Origin of the sequence: Nocardia sp. NPDC058519 (assembly GCF_042719755.1) — a bacterium.
Taxonomy (GTDB): Bacteria; Actinomycetota; Actinomycetes; order Mycobacteriales; family Mycobacteriaceae; genus Nocardia.
Genome location: NZ_JBHXNK010000020.1, coordinates 81,211 through 94,169, shown reverse-complemented (window position 1 = coordinate 94,169; position 12,959 = coordinate 81,211). Strand labels below are relative to the sequence as shown.

Genomic DNA, 12,959 nt, shown 5'->3' with positions numbered 1-12,959 from the left:
CGGCCCGGATCGGGTGTGGACAGGTGTGGATCAAACTTCGAGGAGGGGATTGCTGTGCAGGGGATGGTTGGTGCCGCTTCGCCGGCGGCGTTGTTGGTGGCGGCGGTGGCGATCGTGTTGTTGCCTGGGCGGGTCGCCGTCAGCCGACGGGTGCGTGCGCTCGGCCCGCCACCGGTCGGTGCCTCCGGAGCGGCGGGCGACGCCGCGAAGGTCGATCCGCTCGGGTCCGCGTCCGCATTCGATCTGCTGGCCGCTTGTCTCCGAGCGGGACTGCCGATGGCCGCGGCCGCGCGCGCGAGTGCACCGACAGCGCCGCCGGTTCTTCGGGCCGCATTACTCAGGGCCGCAGACCTTCTCGCGCTGGGCGCCGACCCGGCGACGGCATGGGAGCGGGCAGCCGCGGATGCGGTCGGGTCGGTCGGCGCGGACGAGGTGGAGTCGCTGGCCAGGATGGCACGCCGTTCGGCCCGCTCCGGTGCCTCCTTGGCGGTGGCGGTCGGTGAACTCGCCACGCAGCGGCGCGAAGCCGTGGAAGATGCCGCCGTCGCGCGCGCCGAACGCGCGGGCGTACTGATCGGCGGCCCACTCGGCCTGTGCTTCCTGCCCGCTTTCGTCTGTCTCGGCATCGTTCCGGTCGTCATCGGCCTGGCCGACCGAGTGCTCGGCGACGGAGGCCTGCTGTGACCGGCCTCCACGAGGCCACCGAATCTTCACCGTGCGGAGCAGCCGCGCGGTGCAACCAGAGAGGGGATCACGATGACGTTCGTCCACACGGTATACACGGGGGCCCGCACCCGATTCACGCGTCTGCTGATCGACGACGACGGCATGTCCACGGCAGAGTACGCAATCGGGACTATCGCCGCGGCGGCCTTCGGGGCAGTGCTCTATGGGGTGGTCACCGGGGACAGCATCGTCAACGCGCTGACCGGCATCATCGACAAGGCGCTCAACACGAGCGTGTAAACCACTGCGACACAAGCACTCTCGGGGCCGACACGGGCGCGGTGACGGTCGAGGCCGCCATCGCCCTCGCGGCCTTGGTGTGCGCTGTAGCCCTGTGCATAGGCGCCCTCTTCGCCGGATCCACCCAGGTCCGCTGCACCGACGCGGCCCGCGAGACCGCCCGGTTGGCCGCTCGCGGTGACACTTCGCGGGCGATCACGGCCGGCAAAGCCGTCGCCCCTCCGGGCGCGACCGTCGAACTTCGCACCGAAGGAGATCGAGTCGTAGCCACCGTCTCCGCGAACACCCCGCTGCTCCCCGGTCTGCGCCTTCGCGCCGAAGCGGTCGCCGTCACCGAGCCGGGAGTGCAACCGTGACGGCCTGGCGCGACAGGTCGGTGTGGCGTGGGCTGGCTGGGGACTGTGGTGGGGCGACGGTGTTCGTGTGTGTGGCGTTGGCTGGGTTGATCTGTCTGACGTTGTCGGTGGGGCAAGTCGGTGGTGTGGTGGTGGCTCGACATCGGGCGCAGGCGGCCGCTGATCTGGGGGCGTTGGCCGCGGCGGGGGTGTTGGCGGAAGGTGCGGAGTCGGGATGTGGGGAGGCCGGTGAGATTGCTCGGCGGATGGGGGTTCGGGTGCGGCGGTGCGCGGTCGCGCAGTGGGATGTTGTTGTCGATGTCGAGGCGAATGTGTCGGCCGGAGTGTTCGGCGTGCGCACCGTGCGGGCTTCGGCACGGGCGGGTCCGGTAGAAGAGAATGAGTGACCCGGAAGTGTTATCACTGGTCGGTGGTTGTCCCGCTCCGAACCAATTAGGAATTCAGCACCGAGCGCGTTTGCGCATTCTTTGATCCCGCCAGAAAAAAATGAAAAGTATTGGTGCGGTGGTACCGGCGGTTCCGGTTGGCTATGGGCCAGTTAATAGAAAAGTGGTCCTTTTTAATCGGACATCCAGGGCGTGCGGGCATATCGCCGCTGGTCAACGCTAATTCGGACGCGTGACCAGCATTCCTCGAGTGAGGTGTATCGGCGGTCACGTGTCGTGCGTACGGACATCACGAGTCCGTGGACTGGTCACCATGTGCCCGGAGCTCGCCGAGAACGGCGGCCAGCAAGCGTCCGGCGGCGTCCTTGTCCAGGGGATTGTTGCCGTTGCCGCACTTGGGCGACTGCACACACGAGGGGCACCCGTCCTGGCACGCGCAGCTGCGGATCACGCTCAATGTGGCGGCCAACCAGGCTGTGAGCTGGGCGAATCCGCGCTCGGCGAAGCCCGCACCACCGGGCTGCCCGTCGTATACGAACACCGTCGGCGCACCCGTATCGGGATGTTCGGCGATGGAGACACCGCCGATGTCCCACCGGTCGCAGCCCGCGACCAGGGGCAACATGCCGATGGCCGCGTGCTCGGCCGCGTGCAAAGCGCCGGGCAGCTGTTCGTCGGAGATGTCGGCGGCGGCGAGCAGGCGGGATGTGACGGTATACAGAACAGCCTTGGTGTGGAGGGTGTGCGCGGGCAGATCGAGCTCCACCTGGTCGAGCACCTCACCGGTCACCAGGGTCCGCAGGTAGCCGACGACCTGGTTGGTGACCGCCACCTGCGCGGATGCCGCGGTGACCGCGCCGAGCACCCGCTCCTCGATCACCCCTTCGACGGTGATCGAGGTGATCTGCCGGGAGCTGGTGGTGAAGCCGGGATCCACCTCGTTGACGAACGCGACACCACCCTCGAGGTCGAGTTCGTCGACGAGATAGGTCTCGCCCTGGTGTAGATGGACAGCCCCGGTGTGCAGGGTGGCCGGGGCCCGGCCCGCGTCGGCGGTGCCGAGTAGGCGCCCGGTTTCGGCGTCGACGATCGCGACCGGCGAGCCGAGCCCACCGCGCACATCCACGTCGTCGTGCGGGTGGGTATGCGCGGTGACGTGCCAGCGAGCACCCGCGCCACGGGTGCTCGGCCTGCGCCGGATCAAGCCTTGTTCGGCCAGGTCGGCGAGTACCTCGTCAGCTCGGAGCTCGCTCACCTCTTCGTCGGTGAGCGGCAGTTCCATCGCGGCGCACAGCAGCTGGGGGCCGAGGATATAGGGGTTGTACGGGTCGGTGATGGTGGCCTCGATCGGCCGGTCGAGCAGCGCTTCAGGGTGATGCACCAGGTAGGTGTCGAGCGGGTCGTCGGTAGCCACGAGTACCACCAGCGAACCCTGCAACCGCCTGCCCGCTCGCCCCGCCTGCTGCCAGAACGAGGCGACCGTCCCGGGAAAACCGGCGATGACCACGGCATCGAGGCCCGCGATGTCGACGCCGAGTTCGAGGGCGTTGGTGCTGGCCGCGCCGAGCAATGTCCCCTGCGACAGTGATTGCTCGAGCTCGCGCCGGTCCTCGGCCAGATAGCCCGCACGATACGCGGCAACCCGTTCCTGCAGTTCAGGAGCGGTTTCAGCAAGGACGCGACGGGCATCAAGCGCGATCAGTTCCGCACCGCGCCGGGAGCGGACGAAGGTGAGCGTCCGGGCGCCCTCGGCCACCAGTGCCGCCATGATCTTGGCCGCCTCGCTGGTAGCGGTGCGGCGCACCGGCGCACCGTTCTCCCCGGCCTGCGTCGCACTCAGCGGCGGTTCCCACAGCGCGACAGTGCGGGCGCCGCGCTGCGAACCGTCCTCGGTGACAGCCACGACCGGTGCCCCGATCAGCCTGCTCGCCGACGCGGCCGGGTCGGCACTTGTGGCCGAGCACAGGACGAACACCGGATCTGCACCGTAGAACCGCGCGAGTCTGCGCAGCCTGCGCAGCACCAGCGCGACATGCGAACCGAACACTCCTCTATATGCATGGCATTCGTCGACGACCACATACCGCAGGTTGCGCAGCACCCTCGCCCAGCGCTGATGTGAGCGGAGAATCCCGACGTGCAGCATGTCGGGATTGGTGAAAATCCAGCGTGCGTTGGCCCGCACCCACTGCCTGACCTCGGCGGGAGTGTCGCCGTCATAGCTCGCCGGATGCGCCTCTCGGAGTGGATTGTCATGGATCAGGCCGCCGACGGCGCGGAGTTGATCGGCGCCGAGCGCCTTGGTGGGGGAGAGGTACAGCGCGGTGGCGCGCGGGTCGTCGTGCAGCGCGGTGAGCACCGGCAACTGGTACCCGAGCGATTTCCCCGATGCGGTTCCCGTGCTCACCACAACGTGGTTTCCGGTCGCCGCGAGCTCGGCCGTGCGGGTCTGGTGTTCCCACGGTAGTTCGATCCCCTGCGCGTCCAGGGCTGTGACCAGCTCCGATGGCACCCATTCCGGCCATACCGTGGTGCTGGCCCGCTGCGCGGGCAGCTCCGCGACATGGGTCAGCGGGTTGCCGCCGGCAGCCGCTTCGGTCAGGACACGATTCAGCAACGATCGACCGTAGCTCTCGCTCGCATCGCGCTCCCGGACCTCGGTCCGGTCGGTCGGATTCATCCAGTCCTCCTCTCACGCGACACGAGAAGTGTGAAACGTGTGTGTGCGACAACCACTACCTGGGATTTCGTAACCCAGTAGCGATCTGGGTCACAGCATGTTTGCTGGAAGCTCACTCGGTTATCAAGAAGCAAACAGACCGAAAGTACGGATACACCCAATCTGTCCCTTACCTGCACATTCGCAAGATCAGGAATTTTGCAAATAGTCGGTAACTCGACTGTCGAATTGCTCAAAGACATGGTTCACTGGGTCTCGGTCGCAAGCTTCTGTGTTCGAGGGACGGATCCAAGGTCCAAACCATCAGCAGGATCGTTGTTGCGAACGCCGTGCTCAGGATTTCCTTGCAGGGGGACCAACGGTACAGCGGTCGGAACGGGCCCGGTGGACGAACCCAGTTGTCCGCCGTTTCCGGTAGAAAGAGAAGGAAACAGAATGGCACAGGGAACTGTGAAGTGGTTCAACGCGGAGAAGGGGTTCGGCTTCATCGCGCCCGAGGACGGCTCAGCTGACGTCTTCGTCCACTACTCGGAGATCCAGGGCACGGGCTTCCGTACCCTCGAGGAAAACCAGAAGGTCGAATTCGAGGTCGGCCAGGGCACCAAGGGCCCCCAGGCTACCGGCGTTCGCGCGCTCTCCTGAGCTGCGAAACACAACAACGCCTCATCCCCCACCTCCGCATGCGGAGGTGGGGGATGAGTCATTTCCGGGTAGCATCGCCCAGGACAGCGCCCGCGACGGCAAGCGCCGCAAATGCCTCTACCCCCAGTGCGCAGGGTATAAACGTCACTGATGGTGATGTCCGAACATCACTGTCAGCCCCAGCCGCGCACCGAGCGGACCTCCCGACGCGCGGATCAAGAAGGAAGGTGTTCGCCGGTGGCAACACGAGACCGCAGTTCAGCCGACCAGGGCCGACCCCTGCGTCGTCTCGTGATCGTCGAGTCGCCGACGAAGGCCCGCAAGATCGCGCCATATCTGGGCCGTAACTACACAGTCGAGGCCTCGGTGGGCCACATCCGTGACTTGCCGCGCGGTGCCGCCGACGTGCCTGCCAAATACAAGGGGCAGGCGTGGGCCCGCCTCGGTGTCGACGTCGATCACGACTTCGAGCCGATCTATGTGGTGAACCCGGATAAGAAGGCCAAGGTCGCCGAGCTCAAGAGCTTGCTGGCCGACGCCGACGAGCTCTACCTCGCCACCGACCCCGACCGCGAGGGCGAGGCCATCGCCTGGCACCTGCTCGAAACGCTCAAGCCGAAGGTCCCGGTTCGCCGGATGGTCTTCCACGAGATCACCGAGCCCGCCATCCTCGCCGCGGCCGCCGACACGCGCGAGCTCGATAACGACCTGGTCGACGCGCAGGAAACCCGCCGCATCCTCGACCGCCTCTACGGCTACGAAGTCTCCCCGGTGCTGTGGAAGAAGGTGATGCCGCGGCTGTCCGCCGGTCGCGTGCAGTCCGTCGCCACCCGGGTGATCGTGCAGCGCGAGCGCGAGCGCATCGCGTTCCGCTCCGCCGGGTACTGGGATATCGCCGCCAAGCTCGACGCCGGTCCCGACGAGAAGTCCGATTCGACCAATCCGCGCACATTCGGCGCGCGCCTCGTGCAGGTGCAGGGCGATCGGGTCGCCTCCGGTCGTGACTTCGGTTCCGACGGCCGGCTCAAGTCGGCCACCGGTGTGGTCGTCCTCGACGAGGCCTATGCCCGCAGGTTGGCCGAGGCGCTCGACGGTGCCGCGCTCGAGGTGAGCTCGGCCGAGGCCAAGCCGTACACGCGCAAGCCGTATCCGCCGTTCATGACCTCGACCTTGCAGCAGGAAGCGGGTCGCAAGCTGCGGTTCACCTCCGAGCGCACGATGCGGGTCGCGCAGCGGCTGTACGAAAACGGCTACATCACCTACATGCGTACCGACTCCACGACACTGTCGGAGTCGGCCATCGCGGCGGCCCGCTCGCAGGCGACCCAGCTCTACGGCGCGGAGTACGTCTCGCCGACGCCGCGCCAGTACACCCGCAAGGTCAAGAACGCGCAGGAGGCACACGAGGCGATCCGTCCCTCGGGTGACACGTTCATGACGCCCGGTCAGCTGGCCTCGAAGGTCGACAACGACGAGTTCAAGCTCTACGAGATGATCTGGCAGCGCACGGTCGCCTCGCAGATGGTCGACGCTCGTGGCACCACGCTGACCCTGCGCATCACCGGCACCGCGCGGACCGGCGAGGAGTGCGTGTTCTCGGCCTCGGGTCGCACCATCACCTTCGCCGGATTCCTCAAGGCCTACGTCGAGAGTGTGGACGAGGAGGCGGGCGGCCAGTCCGACGACGCCGAATCCCGTTTGCCCGCACTGGAAGAGGGCCAGAGCGTCACCGCCGTCGAGCTCAACCCCGACGGCCACAGCACCAACCCGCCCGCCCGCTACACCGAAGCCTCGCTGATCAAGACGCTGGAAGACCTCGGCATCGGCCGTCCGTCGACCTACTCCTCGATCATCAAGACGATCCTCGATCGCGGGTACGTCTACAAGCGCGGCAGCGCGCTCGCCCCGGCCTGGGTGGCGTTCGCGGTGGTCGGTCTGCTCGAGGCCTACTTCGGCCGGCTCGTCGACTTCGACTTCACCGCCGCCATGGAAGACGACCTCGACGCGATCGCCGGTGGACGCGAGCAGCGCGGAAACTGGTTGTCCAGCTTCTACTTCGGTGGCGATCACGGCGCCGAGGGCTCGGTCGCGCGCTCGGGTGGCCTCAAGAAGATGGTCTCCGTGCAGCTCGACGACATCGACGCGCGCGAAGTGAACTCGATCAAGATGTTCGTCGACGAAGAGGGCCGCGATGTCGTGGTCCGCGTCGGCCGTTTCGGTCCGTATCTCGAGCGGATGGTCATCAATCCCGATGACCCCGAAGGTGATCGGATCTCACAGCGGGCGAACCTGCCCGACGATCTGCCGCCGGACGAGCTGACGCCCGAGGTCGCCGAGAAGCTGTTCTCGACGCCGCAGGAGGGCCGCTCGCTCGGCGTCGATCCGGTATCGGGGAACGAAATCGTCGCCAAGGAAGGACGTTTCGGCCCGTACGTCACCGAGGTGCTGCCCGAGCCGCCCGCGCCCGACCCGGACGCGGCGCCGGCGAAGAAGACCAAGAAGGCCGCGGAGGTCAAGCCGCGCACCGGTTCGCTGTTCAAGTCGATGGATCTGGCCGAGATCACCCTCGACGACGCGCTGATGCTGCTCTCGCTGCCCCGGGTGGTCGGCAACGATCCCACCTCGGGTGAGGAGATCACCGCGCAGAACGGCCGTTACGGCCCGTATCTGAAGAAGGGCACCGACTCTCGCTCGCTGGCGACCGAGGATCAGCTGTTCTCCGTCACTCTCGATGAGGCGCTCAAGCTCTACGCCGAGCCCAAGCGTCGCGGGCGTCAGGCCTCGGCCGCGGCACCGCTGCGTGAGCTGGGCAACGACTCCGCCACGGACAAGCCGATGGTGATCAAGGACGGCCGCTTCGGCCCGTACGTCACCGACGGCGAGACCAATGCCAGCCTGCGCAAGGGCGACGAGGTCGAGTCGATCACCGACGAGCGCGCCTCCGAACTGCTGGCCGATCGCCGGGCGCGTGGTCCGGTGAAGAAGGCGGCGAAGAAGACGACCGCGAAGAAGGCGGCCAAGAAGGCGCCCGCCAAGAAGGCGGCGGCGAAGTCGACCGCGACCAAGACGGCCACCAAGACCGCGGCCAAGAAGACGGCTGCGAAGAAGACGGCCGCCAAGAAGGCTCCGGCGAAGAAATCCGCTGGGACAGCAGAGGATTGAGCGGTCAGCTGTGAGGCTGCCCGGCCGTCCGGAAACCCTGTCGGACCTCGCGGCTAGGGTGTAGCGCGTGGCAGGTGTCTTCGATCGACTGGTCGGCCAGGACGTGGTCGAGACCGGGCTGGCCGCTGCCGCGAAGGCGGCGCGGGCCGGTGTGGTCACCGGGGCGATGACGCATTCGTGGCTGTTCACCGGGCCGCCCGGCTCGGGGAGGTCCGTCGCGGCGCTGTGTTTCGCGGCGGCGCTGCAGTGCACCGATCCCGATATCGTCGGCTGCGGGAAATGTCACGCGTGCACCACGACGATGGCCGGTACCCACGGTGACGTGCGGCGCATCATCCCCGAGGGACTGAGCATCAGTACCAAGGAGATGCGGGCGATCGTGCAGATCGCGGCCCGCCGCCCGAGTACCGGCCGCTGGCAGGTCGTGGTCGTCGAAGACGCCGACCGTCTCACCGAGGGCGCTGCCAATGCCCTGCTCAAGGTGGTCGAAGAACCACCGGACCGCACCGTCTTCCTGCTGTGCGCACCCACCGTCGACCCCGAGGACATCTCCGTCACCCTGCGCTCGCGCTGCAGGCACGTACACCTCGTGACCCCGACCGTTCCCGCTATCGCGCAGGTCCTGCGCGAGCGCGACCAACTCGACGCGAAAACCGCGGACTGGGCTGCCTCGGTGAGCGGCGGTCACGTCGGCCGCGCCCGCCGCCTCGCCACCGATGAAGACGCCCGCCAACGACGCAAGCGCGCCCTCGCCCTGGTCACCGCGACCGAGCGCCCCGGCGCCGCCTACGCCGCCGCCGACGAACTGGTGAAATCCGCCGACGACGAAGCCAAGCTGATGAGCGCCGACCGCGACGACCGCGAACGCGACGAACTAGCCACCGCCCTCGGTGCGGGCGGCACCGGCAAAGGCTCCGCCTCGGCCACCCGCGGTTCGGCCGGTGTCCTCAAAGACCTCGAACGCCGACAGAAATCCCGCGCCACCCGCACCGGCCGCGACGCACTCGACCGCGCCCTCATCGACATCGCGGGCATGTACCGCGACGCCCTGGCCATGCGCTTCGCGGGCCGCGGCACCCCCATCACCCTCACCCACCCCGACATGGCAGGCGAGATCACCGACCTCGCCACCAACGTCCGTCCCGAAGGCCTCCTCCGCAGCATCGACGCCGTCCTGGCCTGCCGCGAAGCCCTCGACCTCAACGTGAAACCCCGCTTCGCCATCGCCGCCATGACCGCCACCCTCATCACCGCCCGTACCACCTGACCACCCGTTTTCGCGTTCTACCGGTTCCCGCGATAGACTCGCGTCGCCGAAATGGCACGCCGCCTTAGCTCAGTCGGTAGAGCGCTTCACTCGTAATGAAAAGGTCGGGGGTTCGATTCCCCCAGGCGGCTCCAAGGTCGAAGGCCCTTCCCGGGAAACCGGGGAGGGCCTTTCGCTGTATCTGGTGGCTGCGATTCAATGTTGCATAAAGTTCTTTGCACAGATATTTGTGCAAATAGTACGGTGCAAGTATGGCCGACGAGGTACCGCCCAGAGAGATCACCGATCCCGCAGCGCTGCGTGCGCTCGCGCATCCGCTGCGTCAGCGCATTCTGCGTGCGCTCGCCGAGAACGGGCCAGCCACCGCGACGGCGTTGGGTGCTCGGCTGGGCGAGAACACCGGCGCTACCAGCTATCACCTGCGTCAACTCGCCGAACACGGATTCATCGAAGAGGCGCCGGAGCTGGCGAAGGGGAAGGAGCGGTGGTGGCGTTCGCCGCCGAAGGACCTGCGCTACCGGATGGACAAGGATCAGTCGCCGGAGATGCGTGAGCTGCTGGAAGGGCTGGTCGCGCAGCACATCACCGACGATATCGAGATGTTCCAGCGTTTCCAGGCCGAGCGGGCCGAGCTGGGTGAGTGGGCCGACATGATGCTCTTCTCTCGTGGCGCGATCTACGCGACGCCCGCCGAACTCGAGGAATTCTTCGAGGACTACATGGCGCTGCTCAAGCGTTTTCAGCAGTCTCACCCGCAGGATCGCCCAGGCACCCGCCGTGTGTTGACGCGTTTTCTCGCCTTTCCCGCACCTCGCACGAACACCGCAGACTAGGACTTGGCGTGCTCTCGATCTTTCGACGAATCATCCTGCTCACCATCATGATCGCCGCCGTCGCCGGATTTCCGGCGGCGCACGCGCAGCACACCACGACCGCCGACATCGCCTTCACCCGCACGGACGGCACGACCACAACCGGCACAGTGCACGCACCGGCGAGCGCGACCGGCAGGCCGGGCGTCGTGCTCGTCCACGGATCCGGCAACGGCAGCGGCGAGCACTACGACTACGTCGCCGAGGCGTTCGCCCGCGCGGGCATCGTCGCGTTGCGCTACGACAAGCGAACCGAGGGATACACGCCTTCGCACCGTGACTATTCGCTGCTGGCCGACGACGCGCTGGCAGGCCTTGCCGCCCTGCGGAACCGGCCCGAGGTCGACCCGGCGCGAGTGGGTCTGTGGGGACTGTCGGAGGGCGGATGGGTCGCGCCCCTCGCCGCGTCGCGATCCGCCGATGCCGCCTTCTTGATCACGATCGGTGCGAATTCGGCCGCGCCCGCCACGCAACAGACCTGGGCGAACGAGACTCGATTCGGCACGGCGGGCGTGCGTGGTTCGATGGTCGATATATTGGCCCGCAACGGTATTCGTCAGCTGGTCGCCGCCGGTCAGTTCGCACAGGCCGACTACGACCCGTCCCGGTGCTGAACCGGATCACGCAGCCGGTCCTCGCGATCTGGGGTGACCAGGACCGCCTCACCCCACCCGGTGACAGCCTGCGCGGCTTCCAGACCGTCTTCGAGCAGGTCGGAAAAACCAACTACACGCTGCGCACTCTCCCGAACGCCCAGCACGCCGGACAGCCGACCACCGACGGCTTCGACAAACTTCCCGGCTTGTCACCGGGGTACGGCGAGCTCATGGGCGATTGGGTCAACGGACTTCCCGGCTCCGCGACACCTCCGACAACGGATCGGCCAGCGGAACAATGGCATTCTGTGCAGGCGCTCGCTCCCGCCGCCTGGTGGGAATCGACCGCGGTGCAGCTGACTCTGCTGTTCGGCATGATCCTGGCACTGGGCGGCTACGCGTTCACCGGGATGGTCAAATCCTGGCGACTGCCGGATCGGCTGCCCGCGCGAGTGCTGTTGTGCGCGACAGCGGTCGGCATCGTGGGCACAGTCGTCCAGCTCGGCTACATCCTCACCACCCGCGCAACCTCCTTCGGCCCCTTGCTGTTCGGCCGCACCCTGCCGTGGCTGGCGCTGCAACTCATCGCCCTCGGCGCCGTGGTGGCGCTCGGTTTCGTGCTCGCTCGCGCACGTCACACGCTGGCCGGTGCGAGCGTAGGTGCTCGGACTCGATGGACTCTCTTGGTCTGCGGCGGAACAGGTTTCGTGTTCTGGGCACTGTATTGGGGCTTGTTGCTCCCCTGAATCGACGAGAAAGGCCCCCGACGAGGTCGAGGGCCTTCTTCGCGGTTACTCCTGAGCCGATCGCCGTTGACCGGTCTCAGGAGAACTGACTCGGGGTCAGCGGGCGGCGACGTTGCGGCGGGTGGCCCGAGAGTTCATGGAGTTACGCAGGATCTGGTGCAGAACGGCGTCGAAGGCGTCGGTGTCTTCGACATTGCTGAGGTGGCCGTGCGGCAGCACATGGAAATCGGCCAGATAACCGGTGCGGCGCAGGGTGTCGACGATCGGGCGCGAAAGGCGCTGCGGGAGCAGCCGGTCCCTGGCGCCTGCGATCACGGTGGTCGGCACATTCAGGTTGGCGGTGCCTGCCGACAGATCCATGTCGGCCATCGCGGCGGCGTGGCGGCCACGTGCGACCGGACGGCAGGAGCGGATGATGCCCATCGCGAAGTCGACCTCGTCGGCGGTGGCCTCGGGGGTGAGAATGCGACTGCGGAGAACCTGCGCGGTGAACCAGCCGCCGGGGATCGGCAGCGGGGCGAACAGCAGCGACTCGCTCACCGGCTGCGGCATCCGCACCGGCGCGCCGAGCAGGGTGACCGGGTACTGCGCGACGGTGAGCTGCTTGTTCAGCAGCGGCAGCATGTCGGTTTCCCAGCGGATCGCGGCATTGGCGGTGTTGGCGAGCAGCACGGCGGACGCGCGCCGCGACACCTGCTCGGGGTGATGCTTGGCCCAGGCCTGGATGGTGAGCCCGCCCATGCTGTGCCCGGCCAGGACGGCCTTCTCGTCCTCACGCAGTGTCGCGTCGAGGACAGCGGACAGGTCGTCGGCCAGGGTGTGTTCGCTGGGGGCGGCGGTGCCGAGGGTGGATTCGCCGTGGCCGCGCTGGTCGTAGCTGACCACGCGGTACTCGCCGGCGAAGGCGGTGATCTGCGGGTTCCAGTATTCGATACTGCAGGCCCAGCCATGGATGAGGACCAGTGTGGGGGCGGTATCGGGACCGTAGACGTGGACCCGGAGCTGCGCGCCGTCCGCGGTGGTCACCGGGACGACCCGGTGCTCGGCGGTGGGGGCGTTGAGTTTCGCGGTTGCGAAACTGCGGGTTCGCAGCCCGGCACGGAACTGTGCGGTCAGTGCGCCGGTCTCGAGGTGAGAGACCATGGATCGCGCTGCCGCGAGCGTCATCATCGACTTCGCAAGCATTGTCGGCACTCCTTTGTGTCGTAGGCCACCGTACAGTGCAAGCAGGGGTGCTAGCTAGTGTTAGCGGGTCGGAGTGTCCCAGTTGTTGTGAACTGGGTCGC

Annotated in this window: 12 protein-coding genes and 1 tRNA gene; 11 read left to right on the top strand and 2 right to left on the bottom strand. The window is 67.2% G+C overall.

Annotated elements, in window-relative coordinates; genetic code table 11:
• Positions 1 to 63 precede the first annotated feature (63 nt).
• The 4 genes from ACFWPK_RS22010 to ACFWPK_RS21995 all read left to right on the top strand — a co-directional run bounded on the left by ACFWPK_RS22010 (position 64) and on the right by ACFWPK_RS21995 (position 1,708).
• Positions 64 to 684, top strand: coding sequence for a type II secretion system F family protein (locus ACFWPK_RS22010; protein WP_378918648.1), 621 nt, complete (start codon positions 64 to 66; stop codon positions 682 to 684).
• A gap of 72 nt (positions 685 to 756) precedes the next feature.
• Positions 757 to 966 (top strand): DUF4244 domain-containing protein, encoded by a 210-nt coding sequence (locus tag ACFWPK_RS22005; RefSeq protein WP_378918567.1) that lies wholly within the window; start codon positions 757 to 759, stop codon positions 964 to 966.
• A gap of 41 nt (positions 967 to 1,007) precedes the next feature.
• The gene (locus ACFWPK_RS22000) at positions 1,008 to 1,322 is read left to right on the top strand and encodes a TadE family type IV pilus minor pilin (protein ID WP_378918565.1); all 315 of its coding nucleotides are present in this window, start codon (positions 1,008 to 1,010) and stop codon (positions 1,320 to 1,322) included.
• Positions 1,319 to 1,708, top strand: coding sequence for an Rv3654c family TadE-like protein (locus tag ACFWPK_RS21995; RefSeq protein WP_378918563.1), 390 nt, complete (start codon positions 1,319 to 1,321; stop codon positions 1,706 to 1,708). The genes ACFWPK_RS22000 and ACFWPK_RS21995 overlap by 4 nt, the downstream gene beginning before the upstream one ends.
• Before the next feature lie 289 nt (positions 1,709 to 1,997).
• Here ACFWPK_RS21995 and ACFWPK_RS21990 read toward each other — a convergent pair whose 3' ends face one another.
• A complete protein-coding gene (locus ACFWPK_RS21990; protein ID WP_378918561.1) occupies positions 1,998 to 4,388 on the bottom strand; it encodes a DEAD/DEAH box helicase in 2,391 nt (796 codons plus the stop codon).
• A gap of 435 nt (positions 4,389 to 4,823) precedes the next feature.
• Here ACFWPK_RS21990 and ACFWPK_RS21985 point away from each other — a divergent pair, with 435 nt between their 5' ends.
• The 7 genes from ACFWPK_RS21985 to ACFWPK_RS21955 all read left to right on the top strand — a co-directional run bounded on the left by ACFWPK_RS21985 (position 4,824) and on the right by ACFWPK_RS21955 (position 11,673).
• On the top strand, positions 4,824 to 5,030 hold the full coding sequence (locus ACFWPK_RS21985; RefSeq protein WP_019044597.1) for a cold-shock protein: 207 nt from the start codon (positions 4,824 to 4,826) through the stop codon (positions 5,028 to 5,030).
• A 237-nt stretch (positions 5,031 to 5,267) separates the two neighbouring features.
• Positions 5,268 to 8,192, top strand: a complete 2,925-nt coding sequence (topA, locus tag ACFWPK_RS21980) for a type I DNA topoisomerase (protein ID WP_378918559.1) — start codon at positions 5,268 to 5,270, stop codon at positions 8,190 to 8,192.
• A gap of 67 nt (positions 8,193 to 8,259) precedes the next feature.
• Complete coding sequence (locus ACFWPK_RS21975; protein ID WP_378918557.1) at positions 8,260 to 9,459, top strand: DNA polymerase III subunit delta'; 1,200 nt, start codon at positions 8,260 to 8,262, stop codon at positions 9,457 to 9,459.
• A 58-nt stretch (positions 9,460 to 9,517) separates the two neighbouring features.
• Positions 9,518 to 9,593 (top strand) — tRNA-Thr (locus ACFWPK_RS21970).
• A 117-nt stretch (positions 9,594 to 9,710) separates the two neighbouring features.
• Complete coding sequence (locus ACFWPK_RS21965) at positions 9,711 to 10,292, top strand: ArsR/SmtB family transcription factor (protein ID WP_378918555.1); 582 nt, start codon at positions 9,711 to 9,713, stop codon at positions 10,290 to 10,292.
• Between the two features lie 8 nt (positions 10,293 to 10,300).
• Positions 10,301 to 10,945, top strand: a complete 645-nt coding sequence (locus ACFWPK_RS21960) for an alpha/beta hydrolase family protein (protein ID WP_378918553.1) — start codon at positions 10,301 to 10,303, stop codon at positions 10,943 to 10,945.
• Positions 10,939 to 11,673 carry an alpha/beta fold hydrolase gene (locus ACFWPK_RS21955; protein WP_378918551.1) on the top strand — a complete coding sequence of 245 codons (735 nt, stop codon included), beginning with the start codon at positions 10,939 to 10,941 and terminating at the stop codon, positions 11,671 to 11,673. The genes ACFWPK_RS21960 and ACFWPK_RS21955 overlap by 7 nt, the downstream gene beginning before the upstream one ends.
• Positions 11,674 to 11,769: 96 nt before the next feature.
• Here ACFWPK_RS21955 and ACFWPK_RS21950 read toward each other — a convergent pair whose 3' ends face one another.
• Positions 11,770 to 12,858, bottom strand: coding sequence for an alpha/beta fold hydrolase (locus ACFWPK_RS21950; RefSeq protein ID WP_378918549.1), 1,089 nt, complete (start codon positions 12,856 to 12,858; stop codon positions 11,770 to 11,772).
• Positions 12,859 to 12,959: the final 101 nt, after the last annotated feature.

Excerpts from the sequence above, each read along its gene's own strand:
- ACFWPK_RS22005 (WP_378918567.1), top strand. The coding sequence starts at position 757 with ATGACGTTCGTCCACACGGTATACACGGGGGCCCGCACCCGATTCACG.
- ACFWPK_RS21990 (WP_378918561.1), bottom strand. The coding sequence starts at position 4,388 with ATGAATCCGACCGACCGGACCGAGGTCCGGGAGCGCGATGCGAGCGAG.
- ACFWPK_RS21965 (WP_378918555.1), top strand. The coding sequence starts at position 9,711 with ATGGCCGACGAGGTACCGCCCAGAGAGATCACCGATCCCGCAGCGCTG.
- ACFWPK_RS21950 (WP_378918549.1), bottom strand. The coding sequence starts at position 12,858 with ATGCTTGCGAAGTCGATGATGACGCTCGCGGCAGCGCGATCCATGGTC.
- ACFWPK_RS22010 (WP_378918648.1), top strand. The coding sequence starts at position 64 with ATGGTTGGTGCCGCTTCGCCGGCGGCGTTGTTGGTGGCGGCGGTGGCG.
- ACFWPK_RS21985 (WP_019044597.1), top strand. The coding sequence starts at position 4,824 with ATGGCACAGGGAACTGTGAAGTGGTTCAACGCGGAGAAGGGGTTCGGC.